The sequence below is a fragment of the Corallococcus sp. NCSPR001 genome, assembly GCF_017309135.1.
Taxonomy (GTDB): domain Bacteria; phylum Myxococcota; class Myxococcia; order Myxococcales; family Myxococcaceae; genus Corallococcus.
Genome location: NZ_JAFIMS010000002.1, coordinates 1,833,260 through 1,854,205 on the forward strand (window position 1 = coordinate 1,833,260; position 20,946 = coordinate 1,854,205).

12 protein-coding genes and 1 riboswitch are annotated in these 20,946 nt (G+C 71.4%); of the genes, 8 read left to right on the top strand and 4 right to left on the bottom strand.

The window, feature by feature from the left end:
* Positions 1–65: 65 nt before the first annotated feature.
* Both JYJ93_RS09660 and JYJ93_RS40550 read left to right on the top strand, forming a co-directional pair.
* The gene (locus tag JYJ93_RS09660; protein WP_206788440.1) at positions 66–2,597 is read left to right on the top strand and encodes a cation-transporting P-type ATPase; all 2,532 of its coding nucleotides are present in this window, start codon (positions 66–68) and stop codon (positions 2,595–2,597) included.
* Positions 2,594–5,440, top strand: a complete 2,847-nt coding sequence (locus JYJ93_RS40550) for a PAS domain S-box protein (RefSeq protein ID WP_206788442.1) — start codon at positions 2,594–2,596, stop codon at positions 5,438–5,440. Before JYJ93_RS09660 ends, JYJ93_RS40550 begins: the two co-directional genes overlap by 4 nt.
* 7 nt (positions 5,441–5,447) lie before the next feature.
* Here the strand turns inward: JYJ93_RS40550 and ppsA are convergent, their stop codons facing one another.
* The gene (gene ppsA / locus JYJ93_RS09670) at positions 5,448–7,796 is read right to left on the bottom strand and encodes a phosphoenolpyruvate synthase (RefSeq protein WP_206788443.1); all 2,349 of its coding nucleotides are present in this window, start codon (positions 7,794–7,796) and stop codon (positions 5,448–5,450) included.
* 146 nt (positions 7,797–7,942) lie between these two features.
* Here ppsA and JYJ93_RS09675 point away from each other — a divergent pair, with 146 nt between their 5' ends.
* The 3 genes from JYJ93_RS09675 to JYJ93_RS09685 all read left to right on the top strand — a co-directional run bounded on the left by JYJ93_RS09675 (position 7,943) and on the right by JYJ93_RS09685 (position 12,743).
* Positions 7,943–9,805, top strand: coding sequence for a bifunctional acetyl-CoA hydrolase/transferase family protein/GNAT family N-acetyltransferase (locus JYJ93_RS09675; protein ID WP_242543747.1), 1,863 nt, complete (start codon positions 7,943–7,945; stop codon positions 9,803–9,805).
* A 123-nt stretch (positions 9,806–9,928) separates the two neighbouring features.
* Positions 9,929–11,284, top strand: coding sequence for a universal stress protein (locus JYJ93_RS09680; RefSeq protein ID WP_206788444.1), 1,356 nt, complete (start codon positions 9,929–9,931; stop codon positions 11,282–11,284).
* 10 nt (positions 11,285–11,294) lie between these two features.
* Positions 11,295–12,743, top strand: a complete 1,449-nt coding sequence (locus JYJ93_RS09685) for a glycosyltransferase (protein WP_206788446.1) — start codon at positions 11,295–11,297, stop codon at positions 12,741–12,743.
* On the opposite strand, the gene JYJ93_RS09690 is transcribed toward JYJ93_RS09685, so the two are convergent.
* The 3 genes from JYJ93_RS09690 to JYJ93_RS09700 all read right to left on the bottom strand — a co-directional run bounded on the left by JYJ93_RS09690 (position 12,740) and on the right by JYJ93_RS09700 (position 17,486).
* Positions 12,740–15,520, bottom strand: coding sequence for an HAD-IC family P-type ATPase (locus tag JYJ93_RS09690; protein WP_206788448.1), 2,781 nt, complete (start codon positions 15,518–15,520; stop codon positions 12,740–12,742). The genes JYJ93_RS09685 and JYJ93_RS09690 overlap by 4 nt on opposite strands.
* 84 nt (positions 15,521–15,604) lie before the next feature.
* Positions 15,605–16,183: a DUF1629 domain-containing protein gene (locus JYJ93_RS09695; protein ID WP_206788450.1), complete on the bottom strand. Its 579-nt coding sequence runs from the start codon at positions 16,181–16,183 to the stop codon at positions 15,605–15,607.
* A 1-nt stretch (position 16,184) separates the two neighbouring features.
* Positions 16,185–17,486, bottom strand: coding sequence for an AHH domain-containing protein (locus JYJ93_RS09700; protein WP_206800215.1), 1,302 nt, complete (start codon positions 17,484–17,486; stop codon positions 16,185–16,187).
* A gap of 157 nt (positions 17,487–17,643) precedes the next feature.
* Here JYJ93_RS09700 and JYJ93_RS09705 point away from each other — a divergent pair, with 157 nt between their 5' ends.
* The 3 genes from JYJ93_RS09705 to ahcY all read left to right on the top strand — a co-directional run bounded on the left by JYJ93_RS09705 (position 17,644) and on the right by ahcY (position 20,902).
* Positions 17,644–18,591, top strand: a complete 948-nt coding sequence (locus tag JYJ93_RS09705) for a DUF2381 family protein (protein WP_206788452.1) — start codon at positions 17,644–17,646, stop codon at positions 18,589–18,591.
* Between the two features lie 11 nt (positions 18,592–18,602).
* Positions 18,603–19,094 carry a serine/threonine protein kinase gene (locus JYJ93_RS09710; protein WP_206788454.1) on the top strand — a complete coding sequence of 164 codons (492 nt, stop codon included), beginning with the start codon at positions 18,603–18,605 and terminating at the stop codon, positions 19,092–19,094.
* 213 nt (positions 19,095–19,307) lie between these two features.
* A riboswitch (S-adenosyl-L-homocysteine riboswitch) is annotated at positions 19,308–19,380 on the top strand.
* Positions 19,381–19,471: 91 nt separating this feature from the next.
* On the top strand, positions 19,472–20,902 hold the full coding sequence (gene ahcY / locus JYJ93_RS09715; RefSeq protein ID WP_206788456.1) for an adenosylhomocysteinase: 1,431 nt from the start codon (positions 19,472–19,474) through the stop codon (positions 20,900–20,902).
* The last annotated feature ends 44 nt before the right edge of the window (positions 20,903–20,946 follow it).

Below are 20,946 nucleotides of genomic sequence, written 5' to 3' on the forward strand. Positions count from 1 at the left end.
GGGCCCACGGCCGCCGGACGCGTTGCCGACACCCATGCTGGACCCCAGCTTCTTCCGGGGGCGTCATGCGAGTCCTGGTTTCGGTCGACCGCCTGCCTCATGGCTGGGAAGACGCGCGAGGTCTGGAGACGGAGGAGGTGCTGGCGCGCCGCGCGCGCCATGGCCGCAACGACGTGCGAGGCCGGCCTGCCCGCTCCTCGCTCCAGAGCCTGCGCGAGGCCGCGAGCGACCCGATGCTCTGGTTCCTCGTGGGCACGAGCGCCCTCTACTTCGCCCTGGGCGAGCACGTGAATGGCGGGGTGATGCTGCTCGCCCTGGTGCCGCTGCTGGGCATGGACGTCTTCCTCCACCACCGGACCCAGGCCTCCACCGAAGGCCTGCGCGGACGCCTGGCCGAGCGTGCCACGGTGTCGCGCGACGGCCAGGAGGTGGAGGTCCCGGCGGAGGACGTGGTGCCAGGAGACCTCCTGCGCGTGGAGGCGGGCGGCACGTTCCCCGCGGACGGGCTGGTGGTGCGGGGGCAGGGCCTGCAGGCCGAGGAGTCCTCGCTCACCGGCGAATCGCTGCCCGTGCGCAAGCGGCCGCTGGAGCGCCTCCCGGTTGGCGAGGAGCCCGCGGTGGATGCGATGCATTGGGGGTTCGCGGGCACGCGGCTGCTCACCGGGACGGCCTGGGTGCGCGTCGTCTTCACCGGCGCGGAGACCTTGTACGGGAGCATCATCCGTTCGGCGGGCCAGGAGGCGCGCGCGCGGACGCCGCTCCAGCACGCGGTGGCGCACCTGGTGGCGGTGCTGTTGGGCGTGGCGGCGGCGCTCTGCGTGGTGCTGGCGCTCGTCCGCCTGCGCCAGGGGTTCGGGTGGCTGGACGCGCTCCTGAGCGCGACGACGCTCGGCGTCGCGGCGCTGCCCGAGGAGTTCCCGGTGGCCCTCACGTTCTTCCTGGGCGCGGGCGTCTACCGCCTGGCCCGGCGGCAGGCGCTGGTGCGGCAGGCGGTCTCGGTCGAGAACATCGGCCGCGTGAGCTGCGTGTGCTCGGACAAGACGGGCACGCTGACCGAGGGGCTCCTGCGGGTGGCCCGGCTGCTGCCAGCCCCCGGGACCTCGCCGCAGGCGCTGCTTTCGACGGCGGTGCTGGCCTCGCGGGAGGAGGGGAAGGATCCGCTGGACGTGGCGCTGCTGGAGGCGGGGGCGCGGGACCTGCCGGAGCTGCCCGCGCCCATGCGCGAGGCCACCTTCCCCTTCACCGAGGAGCGTCAGCGCGAGACGGCGGTGGTGCGGCAGGGGCCCGGGACGCTGCTCGCCGCGGTGAAGGGCGCGCCCGAGCGGGTGCTGGACCTGTGCGCGCTCTCCCCGGACGCCCGGCGGGAGTGGGCGCTTCGCGTGGACGCGCTCGCGCGCGAGGGGCACAAGGTCATTGCGTGCGCGAGCCGGACGCTGGACGCGGCGCACTGGCACGGCGGCGAGCCAGACCGGGGCTTCGACTTCGTGGGGCTCGTGGGGTGCGAGGACCCGGTGCGCGCGGGCGTGGAGGCGGCGGTGCGGGAGTGCCGCGACGCGGGGCTGCGCACGGTGATGGTGACGGGGGACCACCCCCGCACGGCGCTCGCGGTCGCCCGGCGGCTGGGGCTGGGGGGCGCAAACCCGGTGGTGCTCACGGGAGAGGCCCTGGAGGCGCGGCTGACCGACACCGGCCGGGTGCCGCCCGTGGACGTGGTGGCGCGCGCGCTGCCCGCCCAGAAGTACGCGCTGGTGAAGGCGCTGCGCAAGCAGGGCGAGGTGGTGGCCGCCACGGGGGACGGGGTGAACGACGTGCCGGCGCTCCAGGCCGCGGACGTGGGCATCGCCATGGGGGAGCGGGGGACCCGGAGCGCTCGCGAGGCGTCCTCCATCGTGCTGCTCAATGACGACTTCGGCACGCTGGTGCGCGCCATCGCGGAGGGCCGGCAGCTCTTCTCCAACCTCCAGCGCTGCTTCCTCTACCTGCTGCTCATCCACATCCCGCTGGTCGGCACGGCGGCGCTGGTGCCGCTCTGGGGACTGCCGCTCCTGTACCTGCCCATCCACATCGTGTGGCTGGAGCTCATCATCCACCCCACCGCGATGCTGGCCTTCCAGGCGGCCGCGCGGCCCGGGCGGCTCACCCCGCTGCGCGCGAGGCCCGCGACGCGCGTCTTCTCCTGGCGGGAGTGGTCCCTGCTCACGGCGGTGGGCGTGCTGATGGCGTGCGGGCTCGTCTGGGCCTTCGCGCGATGCCTGTCCGAGGGGCACGACCTCGAGCGCGCGCGGGCGGTGGCGATGGCCTCGCTCACGCTGGCGAGCGCCACCTTCGCGGCCGTGCTCACCGGTCTGCGGACCCGCACCGCGCGGTGGGTCTGCGCCCTGTCGCTGGGCCTCTCCGTCCTGCTCATCCAGGTGCCCTCGCTGGCCGCGCTCGTGGGGCTGCACCCGCCCGGTGCTCGCGACTGGGGCCGGGTGTTCGCCGCCGTGTGCGCCGCGCTGGTGCCCCTGCTCGTCGTGGGGCCGCACGCGCGAGTTGGTTTGCTCCGGGGCCACCGGTGGCGGATCGGCCGGCCCACGTCGGCCCCGGAGGCCTCATGACGCACCCGCCTCCCGCCACCCCGTCCGTGCCTGCCGCCCGGAGCGCGCCGCCCTGGCTCAAGCGGGGGCTCGTGAGGTTCATCGCCGGGGCGAGCGCGTTCGCGGTCCTGGTGGGCGCGCTCCTGGTGGACGGGTGGGCCCTGTCGCTCTTCAGGGCCTCGGGCCGTCCATTTCCCTGGGACGGATGGGGCCTGGTCTTCGAGGGCGGCGCGCTCTGGCTGCTTCACACCCAGACCGCGCGGAAGGGAAGGCGCCTGGTGGGGCGGGGGCTGGCGACCGGGGGCGTGGTCATGGGCATCACGGGGCTGACCCAGGAGACTCCGGGCGGCGGGATGGGCCTGCTGCTCATGGGGCTGTCGCTCTGGGCCGTGCACGTGCGCACGCGCCAGGGCGGGTACCCCGCGCGGTGGCTGGCCACGGGCGTCGGGTTGATCTCGGTGTGGGGCGTCATCGGAGGGCTGTACCAGGGGCACTGGTTCGGCCTGGCCCCCCTGAACACCGTGACGGGGTGGCCCAGGGGGCCGGGGCTTCCGCTGTCGCTGGCGCTGTGGCTGCTTTCAGTGGGGCTGCTCGCGCTCCATCCGGACCGGGGGCTGACGGGCGTGCTGCTGCGCGAGGACCTCGGGGGGCACTCCGCGCGGCGGCTGCTGTTCGCCGTCCTGCTCGTCGTGCCCGCGGTGGGCGCCGTCCGGCTCCTGGGCGAGCGGCTGGGGCTCTATGGCACCACCGAGGGGGTCACGCTCTTCGTGCTCCTGACGATGGCGGCCTTCCTCGCCGTGGTCCTCTGGAACGCGAACGCCCTCTCCCGCCTGGATGCGAGCCGGCGGCGGGTGGAGCATTCGCTGCGGCTGTCGGAGGCGCGCTTCGGGGGCATCGTCACCCACGCCGCAGACGCCATCATCTCCATCGACGCCGAGCAGCGCATCGTCCTGTTCAACGCGAGCGCCGAGCGCATCTTCGGTTACTCCGGGCAGGAGGTCCTGGGCCAGCCGCTGGACATCCTGCTGCCGGAGCAGCTCCGGGCCGTCCATGCGGCGCACGTGCGGCGCTTCGCGAGGGGCGCGGCGACGTCGCGGCACATGGGCGAGCGGCTGCCCATCCTCGGGCGCCGCCGCGGCGGAGAGACGTTCCCGGCGGAGGCCAGCATCATGAAGCTGGACGTGGAGGGCACGCAGCGGCTCACCGTCATCCTCCGGGACATCAGCGCGCGGCGGAAGGCGGAGGACCTGCTGCGCCTGAGCGAGGAGCGCTTCCGCACCTCGTTCGAGGGCGCGCCCGTGGGCATGGCGCTGGTGGACCTGGATGGCCACTTCCTCCACGTGAACGCGGCGCTCTGCGACCTGGTGGGCTACTCCCGGGAGGAGCTGCTGCACCGGTCGTTCCAGGACCTCACCGCGCCGGAGGACCTGCCGGTGGACGTGGCGAACGCCGAACGGATGCGCCGGGGAGAGCTGGCCTCCTTCCAGCGGGAGAAGCACTACGTGCGCAAGGACGGCCGCCGCATCGCCATCCTCGTCTGGAGCGCGGTGGTGCGTGACGCGCGGGGCATGCCGCTCCACTTCATCTCCCAGATGCACGACATCACGGAGCGCCAGGAACTGGAGCAGGCCTGGCGCTTCCTGGCGGACGTGGGGCCTCGGCTCGCGGCGTCGCTGTCGTCGCGGACGACGTTGGCCACCGTGGCGCGGCTCGCCGTGCCGGCGCTGGCGGACTGGTGCGTGGTGGCCTGCCTGGACGCGAAGGGAGACCTCCAGCGGGTGGAGTTCGCGGCCGCGGACGCGCGCACGGCGGAGCGGCTGCGGGCGCTGGAAGCGGCACATGGACCGGAGTGCCTCGTGCCAGCCCCCCTCATCGCCGCCGCGCGGCGCACGGGGAGGCCGGTGCTGGTGCCGGAGGTCCCTCCTGGAGTGTCCGGCGCGGCCGAGGTGGACGCCGGGCCTCGGGAGCCGCTGCCGCTCCGTTCAGCCCTGGTCCTGCCGCTGCACGGCCGGGAGCGGAACCTGGGCGTCATCCTGCTCGCGGCGTCCGGGGACGGGCGCCGCTACGGAGCGCGGGAGCGGGCCCAGGCGGAGGAGCTCGCCCGTCGCGCCGCGCTCGCCATCGACAACGCCGGCCTGTACGAACGGGCCGAGCAGGCCATCCGCATGCGCGAGGAGGTCTTGCGCATCGTGGCGCACGACCTGCGCACCCCGCTCAACGTCATCCAGCTCAGCGCGAGGATGCTGGAGAAGCACCTGCCTCCGGACGACGGCGCCCGGCCGCGCCTGGACACGCTCCAGAAGTCCGTCCAGCGGGCGAACCGGCTCATCCAGGACCTGCTGGACGTGGCCCGGATGGAAGGGGGGAGCCTGTCGGTGGAGCGCAAGCCGCTGGAGGTGGCGCCGCTCATCCAGGAGGCCCTGGAGCAGCACCGGGGGCTCGCGGAGGCCAGGGCCCTGCTCCTCCAGGCCCACGTGCCAGAGGGCGTGCCCCGCGTCCTGGCGGATCCGGAGCGGCTGGCGCAGATCCTCTCCAACCTCCTGGGCAACGCGCTCAAGTTCACGCCCGAGGGCGGCCGCGTGCTCCTGCGCGTCCAGCCGGAGGTGGGCCAGGTCCGCTTCCTGGTGAGCGACACGGGCCCGGGCATCGCGGCGGAGGACCGGCCGCGCATCTTCGAGCGCTTCTGGCAGGCCGGACCGAAGCGCAAGGAGGGCGCGGGGCTGGGGCTCGCCATCGTGAAGGGACTGGTGGAAGCCCACGGCGGCCAGGTCGGCGTGGACAGCGCGCCCGGCGCGGGCAGCACATTCTTCTTCACCCTGCCCACGGCGGATGGTGCCCAGGCGCACGCCGGGACGTACGCCTGAGCGCGGCCTACCGGCGCAGGGCGGACTCCAGCAGCAGCCGCCGCTCCGCCGCCGCCACGACCGCCCGGGTCGCGCTCACGGCCGCCGGGTCCACGGAGATGGAGGTGATGCCCGCGCGGACCAGGTGCTCCGCGAAGGCGGGCCGGTTGGACGGCGCCTGGCCGCAGAGGGACGACGTGATGCCCGCCTCGCGGCTGGCCCGGATGATGTGGACGATGGCGTCCAGCACCGCCGCGTCCCCTTCATCGAAGAGCTCCGCGCACAGCTCCGAGTCCCGGTCCACGCCCAGCATGAGCTGGGTCAAGTCATTGGAGCCGATGGACACGCCGGTGATGCCCATCCGCGCGTACTCGGGGATGCGGTAGACAACGGAGGGCACCTCCGCCATCACCCAGCGCTCCAGCCCGCGGTGGTGTCCCAGCGGGCTCTGCTCCACGGCCTCCAGGCACGCCTCCAGCTCCCACTTCGTCCTCACGAAGGGAATCATCAGGTGCAAGTTGGGCGTCTCGTCCCGCACGCGGGCGAGCACCTCCATCTCCAGCCGGAACACCTCGGGCTCGCGCAGATAGCGGTAGCAGCCCCGGAAGCCGATCATCGGGTTGGCCTCCACGGACTCGAACTCTTCGCCGCCCTCCAGTCCCCGGAACTCGTTCGTGCGGAAGTCCGTGGTCCGGTACACCACCGGGCGGCCCCGGAAGGCGCGGGTGATGGTCAGCAGCGCCTGGGACATCCGCTCGACGAACTCGCGGCTCCCGCCCCCGGCGATGAGCTTGCGCGGGTGCACGCCGCCCAGGGCCTCGGTGAGCATGAACTCCGCCCGCAGCAGCCCCACGCCATCCACCGGGAGCGCCGCCGCCTCCTGGGCCTGTCCCGGTAGGGCCAGGTTCACGTAGAGCCGCGTGCCCAGCGCCTCCGGCCCGGTGGCCTCCCGGGGTTGGGGTCCCGGCTGGGGGGAGGACGTCCCCACCACCGCCACGGCGGGCGCCTCCGGGGCGCGGCCCTCGCGCACGGTGCCGGCGGCGCCATCCACGGTGACCTCCTCACCGTCGCGCAGGACCTTCGTCGCGGTGCGCGTGCCCACCACGCAGGGCTTGCGCAGTTCACGGCTGACGATGGCCGCGTGGCACGTCATGCCGCCGCTGTCGGTGACGACCGCCCCCGCGCGCCGCAGCGTGGGCACCCAGTCCGGTGACGTCATGGGCGCCACGAGGATTTCACCGGCTTCCAGCCTGGAGCCCTCCTTCGCGTCGCGCAGCACCCGCACGCGGCCGGAGACCACGCCGGGAGACGCGCCCAGGCCGCTCACCCGCGCCTTGCCCGTGGACGCGACAGGCTCCGTCTCCTCCGGCGCGGCGGTGAGCCCCGTCGTCACCGGCCGCGACTGGACCAGGTAGAAGCGGCCGTCCTGCTCCGCCCACTCGATGTCCTGGGGCGCGCCGTAGTGCCGCTCCACGCGCAGCCCCAGCCGCGCCAGCTCCAGCACCTGCACGTCCGTGAGCACCCGCGCGCGGGCCCGCTCCGGGGGGAGCTCCTCGTGCTTCTCATGGCCCACGCCGTCGCGCACGAGCTGGAAGTCCTTCACGCCCACGCGCGTCTCCAGCAGGCGGGGCCCCTCGCGGTCCACGACGTAGGTGTCGGGCTCCACCTGTCCCCCCACCACGACCTCTCCCAGGCCGAAGGCCCCTTCGATGACGAGGTGCCGGCGGTTTCCGGTGGAGGGGTCCACGGTGAACATGACGCCCGAGCGCGTCGAGTCCACCATGGCCTGCACCACCACGGCGATCTCCGGCACCTCCGTGAGCCCCTGCGCCTTGCGGTAGGCCACCACGCGCGGGCCAAAGGCAGACGCCCAGCACGCCCGCACGCGGTCGAGGAGCGCCTCGTCGCCTACCACGTTGGTGAACGACTCGTGCATGCCCGCGAAGGAGGTGGTGGCGGTGTCCTCCGCGGTGGCGGACGAGCGCACCGCCACCGCGGCGCCCTCCCTCAGCCGGTGGTAGGCGGCGAGGATGGCGGTGGCCATCCCGTCGGGCAGGGGCGCCTCGAGCACGAGGCCGCGCAGGTCCTCCGTGAGCCCGGCGAGCGACCGCGGGTCGTCTGGGTTCACGCGCTCCCACAGCGCATGCAGCCGGGCGCGCACGGGCTCCATCGCCTGACGGAAGGCGGCGGCGGTGATGACGAAGCCCGGGGGCACGGGCAGCCCGGCGCGGGTCAGCTCTCCCAGGTTGGCGCCCTTGCCTCCGGCCTGGGCCACGTCCTCCCGCGACAGGGCGTCGAACCCGAGGATGGACGGGGGCGGCGCCGGTTGGGGGGACGGCGTCTGGGGAGAGGGCTCTGGGGGAAGGGTTGGCTCCATGGTCTTGGGCTCCTCGCGCTCCTTCCAAGCTGGGGCTGGCGCCTCACGGACGCACACCGGCAGGGGGGCAGGGACACCGCGAGCCTGCCCGTCGCGGCGCGCGGAGGGCGCGCTCCGTGCTTATCCGCACCGGTATGGATGATTGGATGAAGCGCCACGCGGACCGGGTGAGGACGGCCGGGGAGGCCCTGCGCGCCGTCCTGCCCGGAAGGCGCATCCTCATCGGTTCGGGCGCGGCCGAGCCGGTGACGCTGGTGCGCGCCCTGGTGGACGAGCGGGGCCCCTTCCTCGCGGACAACGAGGTGGTGCACCTGCTGACGCTGGGGCCCGCGCCCTACGTGGAGCCCTCGCAGGCCGGGCGCTTCCGCCACGTCGCCTTCTTCATCGGGCCCAACGTGCGGCAGGCCGTTCAGGAGGGGCGGGCGGACTTCATGCCGGTGTTCCTGTCGGAGATTCCGGAGCTCATCCGCGGCCGCAGGGTCCGCATCGACGTGGCGCTCATCCAGGTCAGCCCGCCGGATTCGCATGGCTACGTCAGCCTGGGCGTCTCCGTGGACATCGTGCGCGCCGCGGTGGACGCGGCCTCGCTCATCATCGCGGAGGTCAACCCGAACATGCCGCGCACGCACGGGGACTCGTTCCTGGACGTGCGCCGCATCCACCACCTGGTGCCGGTGTCGCGTCCGCTGCTGGAGGTCCACCCCGAGCCGCCCGACGCGGTGTCCCGGAGCATCGGGGAGCACGTCGCCCGGCTCATCCCGGATGGCGCCACGTTGCAGTCGGGCATCGGGAGGATTCCAGACGCGGTCCTGGCGGCGCTGGTGAACCACCACGACCTGGGCATCCACACGGAGATGCTCTCCGATGGCGTCATGCACCTGGTGGAGGCGGGCGTCATCACCGGGCGCGGGAAGACGGTGCTCGCGGGCAAGCTCGTCACGTCGTTCATCATGGGCAGCCAGCGGCTCTACGCCTGGGCCCATGACCACCCGGCCATCGAGATGCGGCCGAGCGACGACACCAATGACCCGGCGGTGGTGGCGCGCAACGCCCGGATGGTCGCCATCAACTCCGCCCTGGCGGTGGACCTCACCGGACAGGTGGCGGCCGACACGCTGGGTGGCTGCTTCTACTCCGGCATCGGCGGGCAGGTGGACTTCATCCGGGGGGCGAGCCGCAGCCCCGGGGGCCGGGCCGTCATCGCGCTGCCCTCCACGGCGCACGGCGGAACGGTGAGCCGCATCCAACTGGCGCTGGAGCCGGGCACCGGCGTGGTGACGAGCCGGGGGGACGTCCACTCCGTCGTCACGGAGTACGGCGTCGCGGAGCTCTGGGGGAAGAGCATCCGTGAGCGCGCGCTCGCGCTCATCAACGTCGCCCACCCGGACTTCCGGGCGGAGCTGATGGCCGCGGCCAAGGGACGCCGCTGGGTGCTGCCGGATCAGGTGGTGCCTCGCGCGCGCTACCCCTGGGCGGAGGAGCGGCTGGAGCACACGCTGTCGCACGACGCGCTGGTCGTCCGCGCGGCCCGCGTCACCGACGAGCGCGCCCTGCAGGACCTGCTGTATGGCCTGTCGCGCGAGAGCGGCTACCGGCGCTTCATGGGCTTCAAGAAGGAGCACCCGCACGAGGAACTCCAGCGGATGGTGGACCTGGACTTCGAGCACGACATGGCCCTGGTCGCCTGTCCGCCCGGCACGGAGGAGGTGGTGGCCGTGGTGCACTACATCGTGGATCCAGCCACGCGCCTGGCGGACGTGTCCTTCGTGGTCCGCGACGACTGGCAGGGGCGGGGCGTGGGGACGGTGCTGATGCGGCGCATCCGCGAGGCCGCCATGGCCCGGGGCATCCCCGGCTTCCAGGCGGACGTCCTGGTGACGAACACCTCCATGCTGGCCGTCTTCCACGAAAGCGGCCTGCCCGTGCGCAGCCGCCGTGAGGACGGCATGTACCACCTGGAGCTGCTCTTCCCGGAGGCCCAGGCTCCGCCGTCCCCTTCACCCGGTTAGGGGAGCGCGCGCCGCCTGCTCCTGCCTGTCGCGCTTGCGCCCTCCACCACAGGTCCCAACGTTCCACGGGAGGGGCGCGCCCTCGCGGGCAGCGGGGCATGCCAGGGCCCCTTGGGGGACGTCATGGCCATCGTCGTCGGCACGGATTTCTCCGACCATGCGCGGGAGGCCGTCCGCGTCGCGGCGGCCATCGCGGAGCGGACGGGCACGCCGCTGGTGCTCGTGCACACCGTGGAGCCCGGCATGCTCCGGCGCGACTGGCCGGCCGAGCATGGCAGCACCATCACCGAACTCGAGAAGCGCCTCACCGCCGAGGCCGACAGGTTGAGCCATCCGGGGCTGTCCGTGGAGCCCCGGGTGCTGCTGGGCATGCCGGACGAGGCGCTGGTCGAGCACGCCGCGAAGATCCACGCGCGGATGATCATCACGGCGGCCCTGGGCTGGCGGTCGGAGAAGCGCTGGCGGCTGGGGGGCATCCCGGCGCGCATCGCGCAGCTGTCGCGCTGCCCCTTCCTGATGGTCCGTCTGGCCGAGCCGTTCCTGGACTGGTGCCAGGGCAGGCGCCCGCTGCGGGTCGCCGTGGGCGATGACTTCTCCCACAGCGCGGAGGTCGCGCTGCGCTGGCTTCCGGAGCTGCGCCGGGTGGGGCCCGTCGAGCTGACGGTCGCCCATGTCTACGACACGGCCACGGAGTACGGACGGCTCGGGCTGTACCGCGTGAACCCGGAGACGGAGAACGTCGAGTCCATCCTCGAGCGGGACCTGCGCGAGCGCCTGTCGCGCATCGGTGAGCCCCGGGTGGAGGTCCGGATGTCCTCGGACCCCGGGAACGTGGCGGAGCCGCTCGCCAGGCTCGCGGAGGAGGCGCGGGCGGACCTCCTCCTGCTGGGCAGCCACCAGCGGCGGGGGCTGCGGCGCGTGCGGCACGGCTCGGTGTCGCTCTCCGCCCTCCAGCTCGCGCCGGTGGCGGCGGTCGCCTGCGTCCCGTCCTGCCCGGAGCGGGAGGCCGAGGCGCCCGTGGACATCCCGTCCATCCACCGCGTCCTCGTCTCGACGGACTTCTCGCCGCTGGCGAACCGGGCCATCCCCCACGCCCTGTCGCTCCTGCCCCGGGGCGGAGAGCTCATCCTGGCGTATGTCATCGAGTCGCCGGTCCCCATCGTCTACGCGGACTTCTGGCCCGCGGTGGCCCTGAGCGGGGACGAGGACGAGGAGCCCGAGCTTCGGCGCCAGCTCGAGGCGCTGGTCCCCCGCGACGCGGCCGGCCGGGGCATCACCGTCCGGATGGAGCTGCTGTCCGGGGTCCACGCCGCGCAGGCGCTCTGCCAGGCGGCGGAGCGGTATGGGGCGGACGTCGTCTGCCTCGGCTCGCATGGGCGCACGGGCGTGCGCCGCGCGGTGCTCGGCTCCGTGGCCCAGGAGGTGGTGGCCCGCAGCCGCCGGCCCGTGCTGGTGGTCAAGCACCCCACGCTGCCGTGACGGGGACGCCATGCTGAAGCCCTTCGAGGTCCACGTGCAGGCCAGCTCCCTGGAGCGCTTCCGGCCGGGGCTCACGGGGCTGGAGTGGGAGGCGCTCCAGGCGAACGCGGACGAGGCCCGCGCGCGCATGCTGGGCCGCACCTTCTGGAACGTGAACTCCACGGCCCGGGGCGGCGGCGTGGCGGAGATGCTGCCCCGGCTGCTCGCGTACGCGCGCGGGGCGGGCGTGGACACGCGCTGGATGGTGGTGCAGGGCACGCCCGCGTTCTTCCACATCACCAAGCGGCTGCACCACGCGCTGCATGGCTCGCGAGGAGACGGCTCGCCGCTGGGGGCCGCCGAGCGCGCCTGCTACGAGGAGGTGCTCCGCGACAACGCGGAGGAGCTGCTCGTCCTGGTGCGGCCCGGGGACGTGGTGCTGCTGCACGACCCCCAGACCGCGGGGCTGGCCCCGACGTTCACCGCGGCGGGCGCGCACGTGGTCTGGCGCTGCCACATCGGGTGTGACACGCCCGACGAGGAGGTGGCGCGGGCGTGGGCCTTCCTCGCGCCGGACCTGGCCGCCGCGCGGCTCGCGGTCTTCTCCCGGGCCGCCTACGTGCCCCCCATGCTCGCGGACCGGTCCGTGGTCATCCCGCCCTCCATCGACATCTTCGCGGTGAAGAACCAGCCCATGGCGCCGGAGGTCGCGCTCGCCATCCTGGGCCACACCGGGCTCGTGGGGCTCGCGCCAGACGCGCCCGACCCGGTCTTCACCCGGATGGACGGGGTCCCGGCCCGCGTGTCGCGTGGCGCGGACATCACGCGGTTGGGCTCGGCGCCCGTCCCCGGCACGCCGCTCGTGGTGCAGGTCTCCCGGTGGGACCCCCTGAAGGACCCGGTGGGGGTGCTGCGGGGCTTCGCGCGGCTCCTGCGCGAGTCGCCCGGCTTGCGCGCGGCGCTGGTCCTGGCGGGGCCCTCCGTGACGTCCGTCGCGGATGATCCGGAGGCGGCGGCGACGCTCGAGGCCGTCATCGCCGCGTGGCACGAGCAGCCGCACTTCCTGCGCCAGCGCGTCCACCTGGCCTGTCTGCCCATGGTGGACCCGGAAGAGAACGCCGCCATCGTCAACGCGCTCCAGCGCCAGGCGGCGGTGGTGGTCCAGAAGAGCCTGCGGGAGGGCTTCGGGCTCACCATCACGGAGGCCATGTGGAAGTCCCGGCCCGTGGTGGCCAGCGCGGTGGGCGGCCTCCAGGACCAGGTCCGCCACGAGGTGGACGGCCTGCTCGTGCGGGACCCCGGGGACCTGGCCGGGTTCGCCGCCGCGGTGCGACGGCTGCTGGACGACCCCGTCTTCGCGGCCCGCCTGGGGACCCAGGCGCACGAACACGTCCGCACCCACTTCACCGCCGCCCGCCACCTCACCGACTTCATGGCCCTGCTCCAGGAGCTGGGCGTGCGCGCGGACGGGAGCGTCTAGGTGGCGTGCACGCTCCGGCCCGCCGCCCGCCGCCGGGAGCGCAGCCACTTCTCCAGGCCCACGACGGGCAGCACGCAGGCGCCCACCAGCACCGACCGGGCGATGTCCCCCAGCGACAGCGGCGCGGAGCCGAAGATGCGCTGGAAGAAGGGCACGTACATGAACGCGGCCTGGAGGAGCACCAGCGCGGCGATGCCCATGAAGACGGTGGGGTTGCTCGCGAAGCCCACCTCGCGCGAGGTGCCCGTCAGCGTGCGGCACAGCCACAGGTAGAAGATTTGAAAGCTGACCACGGTGTTGACGGCCATGGTGCGCGCCTCGGCCAGGGCCGGGGCGTTGGAGGCGTCATGGCCGCCGCCCTGACGCGCGAACTCCCAGAGGAACAGGCCGATGGCGCCCGCCGCCATCAGCACCGCGACGAGCCCGGTGCGCATCACCACGAAGTGGCTGAGGACGGGCGTGTCCGGCGCGCGGGGCGGGCGGCGCATGACGTGGCGCTCCTTCGCCTCGAAGGCCAGGGGCAGCGCCAGGGTGACGGTGGCCACCAGGTTGATCCACAAGAGCTGCGTGGGGCGCATGGCCAGCAGCGGTTCGCGCACGCCGCCTGCCTCCTGAAGCGGGAAGAACGTCACGCCCAGCATGAGGATGAGGGCGAGCCCCAGGTTGGTGGGCAGCACGAACGCGAGCGACTTGACGAGGTTGTCGTAGACGCGGCGGCCCTCCTCGACGGCGGCGACGATGGTGGCGAAGTTGTCGTCCGTCAGCACCAGGTCCGCGGCCTCGCGGGACACGGCCGTGCCGGTGATGCCCATGGCCACGCCGATGTCCGCCTGCTTGAGCGCGGGCGCGTCGTTGACGCCGTCGCCCGTCATCGCCACCACGTGCCGCTGCGCCTGGAGCACGCGCACCAGCCGCAGCTTGTGCTCGGGGGCCAGGCGCGCGAACACGTTCGTGTCCTTCACCGCCACGGCCAGCTCCGCGTCGCTCATGCTGGACAGGTGCGCGCCGGTGAGGCCCGGATGGCCCGGAGCCTGGAGGCCGAGCTGAAGGCCAATGGCCTCCGCCGTGCCCGGATGGTCCCCGGTCATCATCTTCACGTGGATGCCGGCGGCGTGGCAGGCCTTCACGGAGGCCACGGCCTCCTCGCGGGGCGGGTCGATCATCCCCTGCAATCCCAGCAGCGTGAAGCCGGCCTCCACGTCCTCGGGCGTCAGGGCCTCCGCCCCGGGCAGGCCCTTGCGCGCGAAGGCGAGCACCCGCAGGCCCTGCCGCGCCATGCGCTCCACCTCCACCAGCACGGCGTCGCGGTCCAGCCCCGGCCCGCAGCGGCGCAGCACGACCTCCGGGGCGCCCTTGAGGATGAGCTCGCGCCCCTCCGGTCCCCCCGCGTGAAGCGTGGCCATGTACTGGTGCTCGGACTCGAAGGGGATGGCGTCCAGGCGCGGGTTGCGCTCGCGCACCTCCATCACGCCCAGGTCCGCCTTCTTCGCGGCGAACAGCAGCGCCCCCTCCGTGGGGTCGCCGGTCATCCCCCAGCGGCCCTCGCGAGGCTGGAGGTCGGCCTCGTTGCAGAGCACGCCCGCGACGAGCAGCGCGCGCACGTCCTCCGGCGGCACCTCCAGGGCGCGTCCCGCGTGGAGCAGCTCACCCAGGGGCGAGTGGCCCACGCCGGTGAGCGCGTAGTGCCCGCGCCGGGTCCACAGCGCCTGCACGGTCATCTCGTTGCGGGTGAGGGTGCCGGTCTTGTCCGTGCAGATGACGGTCGTGCTGCCCAGGGTCTCCACGGCGGGCAGCTTGCGGATGACGGCGCGGCGGAGCGCCATGCGCTGCACGCCGATGGCCAGGGCGATGGTGACGATGGCGGGCAGGCCCTCCGGGATGGCGGCCACCGCCAGGGTGATGGCCACCAGCACCGCGTCGCTGAAGGCATACCCCCGGACCATGCCCACCCCGAGCAGCACGGCGGACAGCACGACGATGCCCAGGCTGATGACGCGGCCCAGCCGGGCCAGCTCCCGCGTGAGCGGCGTGCTCAGGTCCGTGGCCTGCTCCATGAGATGGGAGATGCGGCCCAGCTCCGTGGCGCCGCCGGTGGCGACGACGACGGCGGTGGACGTGCCGGACGTCACCAGCGTGCCGCCGAAGGCCAGGCTCGCCCGGTCCCCCAGCTGCGCGTCCGCGGCCACGGCCGCGACGTGCTTGCTGGACGGGACGGACTCCCCGGTGAGCGCGGCCTCCTCCACCTGGAAGTTGCGGGAGCGCAGCAGGCGCAGGTCCGCGGGCACGCGGTCCCCCGACGCAAGCTGCACGACGTCCCCGGGGACGAGCTCCGCCGCGGGCCTCGCCACCAGGTGCCCGTCGCGCAGCACCTGCGTGGTCTCCGGCACCATGTGGTTCAGGGCCTCGATGGCCCGGCCCGCGCGGTACTCCTGCACGAAGCCGATGAGGGTGTTGAGCACCACGACGGCGGCGACGACGAGCCCGTCGGTCACCTTGCCCAGCAGGATGGCCAGGCCCGCGGAGGCGATGAGGACCCAGATGAGCGGGCTGTCGATCTGCCGCCACAGGAGCTTCCACGCGCTGTCCGGCCGCGAGCGCTCCAGCACGTTGGGGCCATGGCGCGCGAGCCGCTCCCGGGCCGCCTCTTCCGTCAGTCCCTGGGGCGTGCTGGAGAGCCGCTCCAGCACGGCCTCTGGGAGGAGCGAGTGCCAGGGGACGGAAGGTGCGTCGGGGGCGCGAAGCCCTGCCTGCTTCCTCGGCTGTGACGGCTCCTGCATGACGTGCCTCCCCTGGGGAAGCTGGCCACGGGCAGGGCTGGCCGTCAGCGGGAGGCGAGCAGCGGGGCGGTGGTCATCCTGTCTTCAATGGGGATCCGTGACGCGCTCGAACGACACGCCCAGGTTGCCGACCGCTTCGAGGGCGTCCTTGACGGCTTCCGAGACGATGAACGCGACCTTGAACTTCTTCAGACGGAAGACCTGCGCGCCCCCGGTCTTCGAGGGGGCGATTCGCAGCCCGTAGATCCAGTTGTACTCCCCCTCCAATCCAGGAGGGTGGTCGCCCTCGTCGTAGTGATGCACCTCCCGGCACCGTGCCTCGTCGATGCAATCAATGACTTTGGTGGCATTGACGACGAAGTACGGGTCGGCCTCTCCCTCGATTGATACGGGGAAGAGCTGCACATCGCCGGGGGCGAGCGTCCTGAAGACGTTCGCAACGGCTTCGCTGACGATGGGAGCTGCTTCAATCACAGAGAAGTCAAACGTCCGCTTCCTTCCAGGATGTGAGATTCGTGACTTGAGAGATCCCAGGTCAGGAAGGACGCGACCATCCGCGAACATCCAGGGCTCGTCAAAAGCCTCACCAGAACCCCGTGTCGGCGTCTCAAGGAGCCACCGCGGAACATCTCCAAGCTCCACCCAGTAGAAATGACGCTCCACCTCAACCCTCAACCTTCACAATGAAGCTCCGTAACTCGGAATCTTGCGTCAGAAGCTCGTTGGCGATCCTCGCAAGCTCCTTCATCAAACTGGCCCGGCAGTTCTCCGTGGTTCGGCAGTTTGCAACCGAGCGTTCGAGTCGCTGAACTACCCTTCGGTGATACAGCTCAGGGTGCGGACCCTCGTGCCCCTTGAGCCGAATCTTGTTGGCCGCGTCTTCAAGCGTCATCCCGGCCTTCCCGAATATCTTCTCGCACTGGGGCGTCCACGGCCCGCCCGCGGCAGCCGAAACCAGGTTCTTGTTCGTGCAGATGTGATGAACCGGCCCCGTCTCGTCACCAGGAAACCGTCCCTCTCCATACATCGCCAGTGCCGCCGCGGCTCCCGGAGCCAGCGCCACGTTCAGCACTCCTGCGGCAGGCATCGCGATGGACGTCACGCCGCCATTCAGTGCCTCTCCGAGGATGAATCCCGCCTCGGCCTGTCCTCGCAAGGCGGCCTGGGGGAAGCCCGGGAGCCTGGGGCCCTGGGCCGCCATCGCACTCCTTCCGCCCAGGGCCGCGGTGACGAGCAACACCAGGACACGCGTCCCATTGGTCCCGAGCACCTTGCCGAAGCGATGGCCGATGTCCTGCAACTCGATGACGCTCGTTGCCGTCCCTGCGTCATCCCAGAGCCGCACGAAGCCCCGGCCCATCTCCCAGACCGGCACGATGCCCAGGTAGGCCACCATCGCCGCCGTCAACGCGACCGCGATGACCTTCGTGACGGGCTCGGGCAGCGTCATCGTGAGGAGCACGGACAGCGCGGCCGAGGTCACCATGGCCTTGAGGACCACCGGGTTCAGCACCTTGCCGACCTCGGCCTCGACACTCTCCCAGACCGTGTCCAGCGCGAACGACAGGGCCATCAACGTCCGGTCCTTGCGCGAGAACGTCAGCCCCGTCCCGCCCACCAGGGTCAAACAGTCGTCCCCGTCAGGGCAGATGCGCGCGTACAGCGCGTCAGGTGAGCTGCCCGAGCCCGGGTCCGCGAGTCCCTTCGAGGACGCGAGCAGGGCCCTGGACCGCACCCACCCCCGCTGGTCGGCCGCATCCGTCTCGCGGAAGGCCACGTCCATGCGCATGTCCAGGAGGAGCCGCGTGAGGGCCGCCTTGAACGCGTCCTCACCCACCTGGACCGGAGCCACCTCCATGGACTCATGAACCACCTGCCTCCCGCCTCCAACATCCACGTGGACGACGCGGGTGGTCGCACACCCTCCCAGCAAGAGGAGTAACAGAACAAGCCAGACGGATTGCATGGAACTCCCAGGAGCCGGCCCTCTGGAGATCAGGAGCTGCGTCATCCTTGCTTCAGGCTTTTAGATTTCAAGGCTTGGTGTGATTCGCATGTTTGTGGGTTTTTGGGGTGGTCTTGGGTTGGCCGGCGGACTTCCATCCTGATACGTTGTCTATTCTATGCGACCTGGCCCATTCGCAAGATCGATCCTGCTTTTCGTCCTGCTGACCGGAGCGGCCGTGAAGGCAAGCGACAAGTGCGACCGCCCCAAGCAGCGGACCATCCTGCTCTCGGAGCACCCGTCGGACGGCACCCAGACCGTCTACGTGAAGGGGCATGTCATCACGACCTTGCGCTTCGAGGGCCCCGTTGATCCGAGCGAGACGAAGGTCCTTGGCTGGGAGGGCCGGCTCGAACCGCTGACGGTGGTTCGCAACAAGGTCATCATCGAGCCGATCCGGGACCTCGACAGCGATGAAGGGCTCCCCTTGATCGTGACCCTGGCGGATGGCACCGGGATCCCATTCCTCGTAAGGCCCCCGTGGAGGGAGAAGGATGGCGGTGGGTGGCCACCGATTCTCGACCAGCAGGTTGACGTGTTCAAGAATCGGGAGAGCTACGCGGCCATGCACTCGGCCCTGATGGACGCCCTCAAGAAGAACGACGTCTTGACCGAGGAAAACGAACGCTATCGCAAGGAGGAGAACTCCATCGATCATGCGTACGCGACGCTTCTGGCGAATGGGCAGGCAAAGAAGACGCCGTTTCGATTCGTGGCATCCGCCCGCCCGAAAGACCCGGACATGGAAATGATCGTTGAGGTCTACTCGGGCCAAGGCAAGGCGGCAGCCGTTATCTCCCTGACGAACACGGGCTCCGCCGGCACATGGGAGTTCGCGGACGCCTACCTGACGCGCGACATGACGAGCCACACGAAGCAGTCCTTCGCGCTTCGGATGACCCGTTCCGCGATCGCTCCAGGGCAGTCAGGAACCATCGCCGTCGTGGCGGACAAGAGAGCCTTCGAGAAGAACGGGCGATTGGTGGATCTGGCCCTGCAGATCTTCAGGTCTGACGGCAACCAGCAGGTCCTGGTGAGGATGGATCGCACCCTGGTTCGGCAGTAGAAGTTCCTGACATGCCCACCCACCGAGCCCCCCTGCTCTCCTCTATCATCCTGCTTGTCACGTCCTCTGCGTGCACCACGGCCGGTGGCGTTTCATTGCGCTCGGACGGCTCTCCTGGAATGCAGGCGTGTCCAGAGAAGGCGCTCGAAGCCATGCGATACCTGAAGCTGCATGTGGGGGACGCCGCGCTCGTGGAGCTGGACGCGAACCAGATGAGATCGCGCCGCATCACCCTCTACGATGGCCCGATTGAGAGCGTCCTCATGCGCGATCTGGGCCCGCTGGAGACGACAACACGGCTGTACGGAGAGGTCTGGACGAGCGGGCCACAGGCCGTTGTCCGGTACTACAAGGCCCATCCACCCGACGGCGACGAGGTCCCCATCTGCGCCGTGGCACGGCTGAGCGAGGACCAGATGCGGAAGCGACCCGAGTCAAAGCCCGGCACGGCCATTCTCGATGGCTCCGTGGCGTCAGCCGTCGTGGTCAATGCGTTCCGGTGACACCTCGGACACCACGATGGGGCCTCGCCCGGTCTCCTGCCATTCGACAGGGAGAGCACGCCCGCGTTCAGCCGGAGGAGGGGGCAGCTTCTCCCACCCCTCGTGACATTCCCTGAGGCTGTCCGCCAGGACACCTCGGGTGCGACTTCCGGCCGCCTCCCCGGGGGCAATCTCCCTTTGAAATTCAGGGCGCCATCTCGTAGTTTCCCCCGCGACTTCGAGGAGCGTTGCGAGGCCTTCCCGGCCCCAGGCTCGAAGCCGAATGACCCAACGGCGCTCACCTGAACGCGTTTCTCGCGAGGGTGAGGCGGCCTTTCTTCCCAGGGCACGGCCGCTCCCTTGCCAGCAGGCGCGCCACCCTGGATCCGGAGCCACACATGACCGCGGTTATCAAGCAGCAGAATCAGGACTACGCCATCGCCGACCTCAAGCTCGCCAGCTGGGGCCGCAAGGAGATCCGCATCGCCGAGAGCGAGATGCCCGCGCTCATGGCGATCCGCGAGGAGTACGCGAAGCAGCAGCCGCTCAAGGGCGCTCGCGTCACGGGCTCGCTGCACATGACCATCCAGACCGCCGTGCTGGTGGAGACGCTCCAGGCGCTGGGCGCGCAGGTGCGCTGGGCGTCCTGCAACATCTTCTCCACGCAGGACCACGCCGCCGCCGCGCTGGTGGAGGCCGGCACGCCGGTGTTCGCGCACAAGGGCGAGTCCCTCAAGGAGTACTGGGACTTCACCCACCGCATCTTCGAGTTCGGCCCCGCCGGCAGCGACCACGAGGGTCCGAACATGATCCTCGACGACGGCGGTGACGCCACGCTGCTCATGCACCTGGGCAAGCGCGCGGAGAAGGACCTGTCCGTCATCGCGAACCCCCAGAGCGAGGAGGAGACGGAGCTGTACGCCTCCATCAAGGCCAAGCTTGCCGAGGACGCCACCTGGTACTCGCGCAAGAGCGCCAAGATCCTCGGCGTCACCGAGGAGACGACCACGGGCGTGCACCGCCTGCAGGAGATGTCCCAGAAGGGCACGCTCCTGTTCCGCGCCATCAACGTCAACGACAGCGTGACGAAGAGCAAGTTCGACAACCTCTACGGCTGCCGTGAGTCCCTGGTGGACGGCATCAAGCGCGCCACGGACGTGATGGTTGCCGGGAAGATCGCCGTCGTCGCGGGCTACGGCGACGTGGGCAAGGGCTCCGCGCAGGCCCTGCGCGCGCTGTCCGCCCAGGTGTGGGTGACGGAAATCGACCCCATCTGCGCGCTCCAGGCCGCGATGGAGGGCTACCGCGTCGTGACCATGGACTACGCCGCGGACAAGGCGGACATCTTCGTCACCGCCACGGGCAACAAGTCCGTCATCACCCATGAGCACATGGCCAAGATGAAGGACCAGGCCATCGTCTGCAACATCGGCCACTTCGACAATGAGATCGAGGTCGCCTCCCTGGAGAAGTACCAGTGGGAGGAGATCAAGCCCCAGGTCGACCACGTCATCTTCCCGGACAACAAGCGCATCATCCTGCTGGCCAAGGGCCGCCTGGTGAACCTGGGCTGCGGCACGGGCCACCCCAGCTACGTGATGTCCAGCTCCTTCGCGAACCAGACCATCGCGCAGATCGAGCTGTACTCGCACAGCGACAAGTACCAGGTGGGCAAGGTGTACGTGCTGCCCAAGCACCTGGACGAGAAGGTCGCCCGCCTCCAGCTCAAGAAGCTCAACGCCCAGCTCACGGAGCTCACCCCGGAGCAGGCGCAGTACATCGGCGTGGAGAAGAGCGGCCCCTACAAGCAGGACACCTACCGCTACTAGTCACCGCCTGACGTGACACACCCGGGGCACCGTGGGCCTGCAAG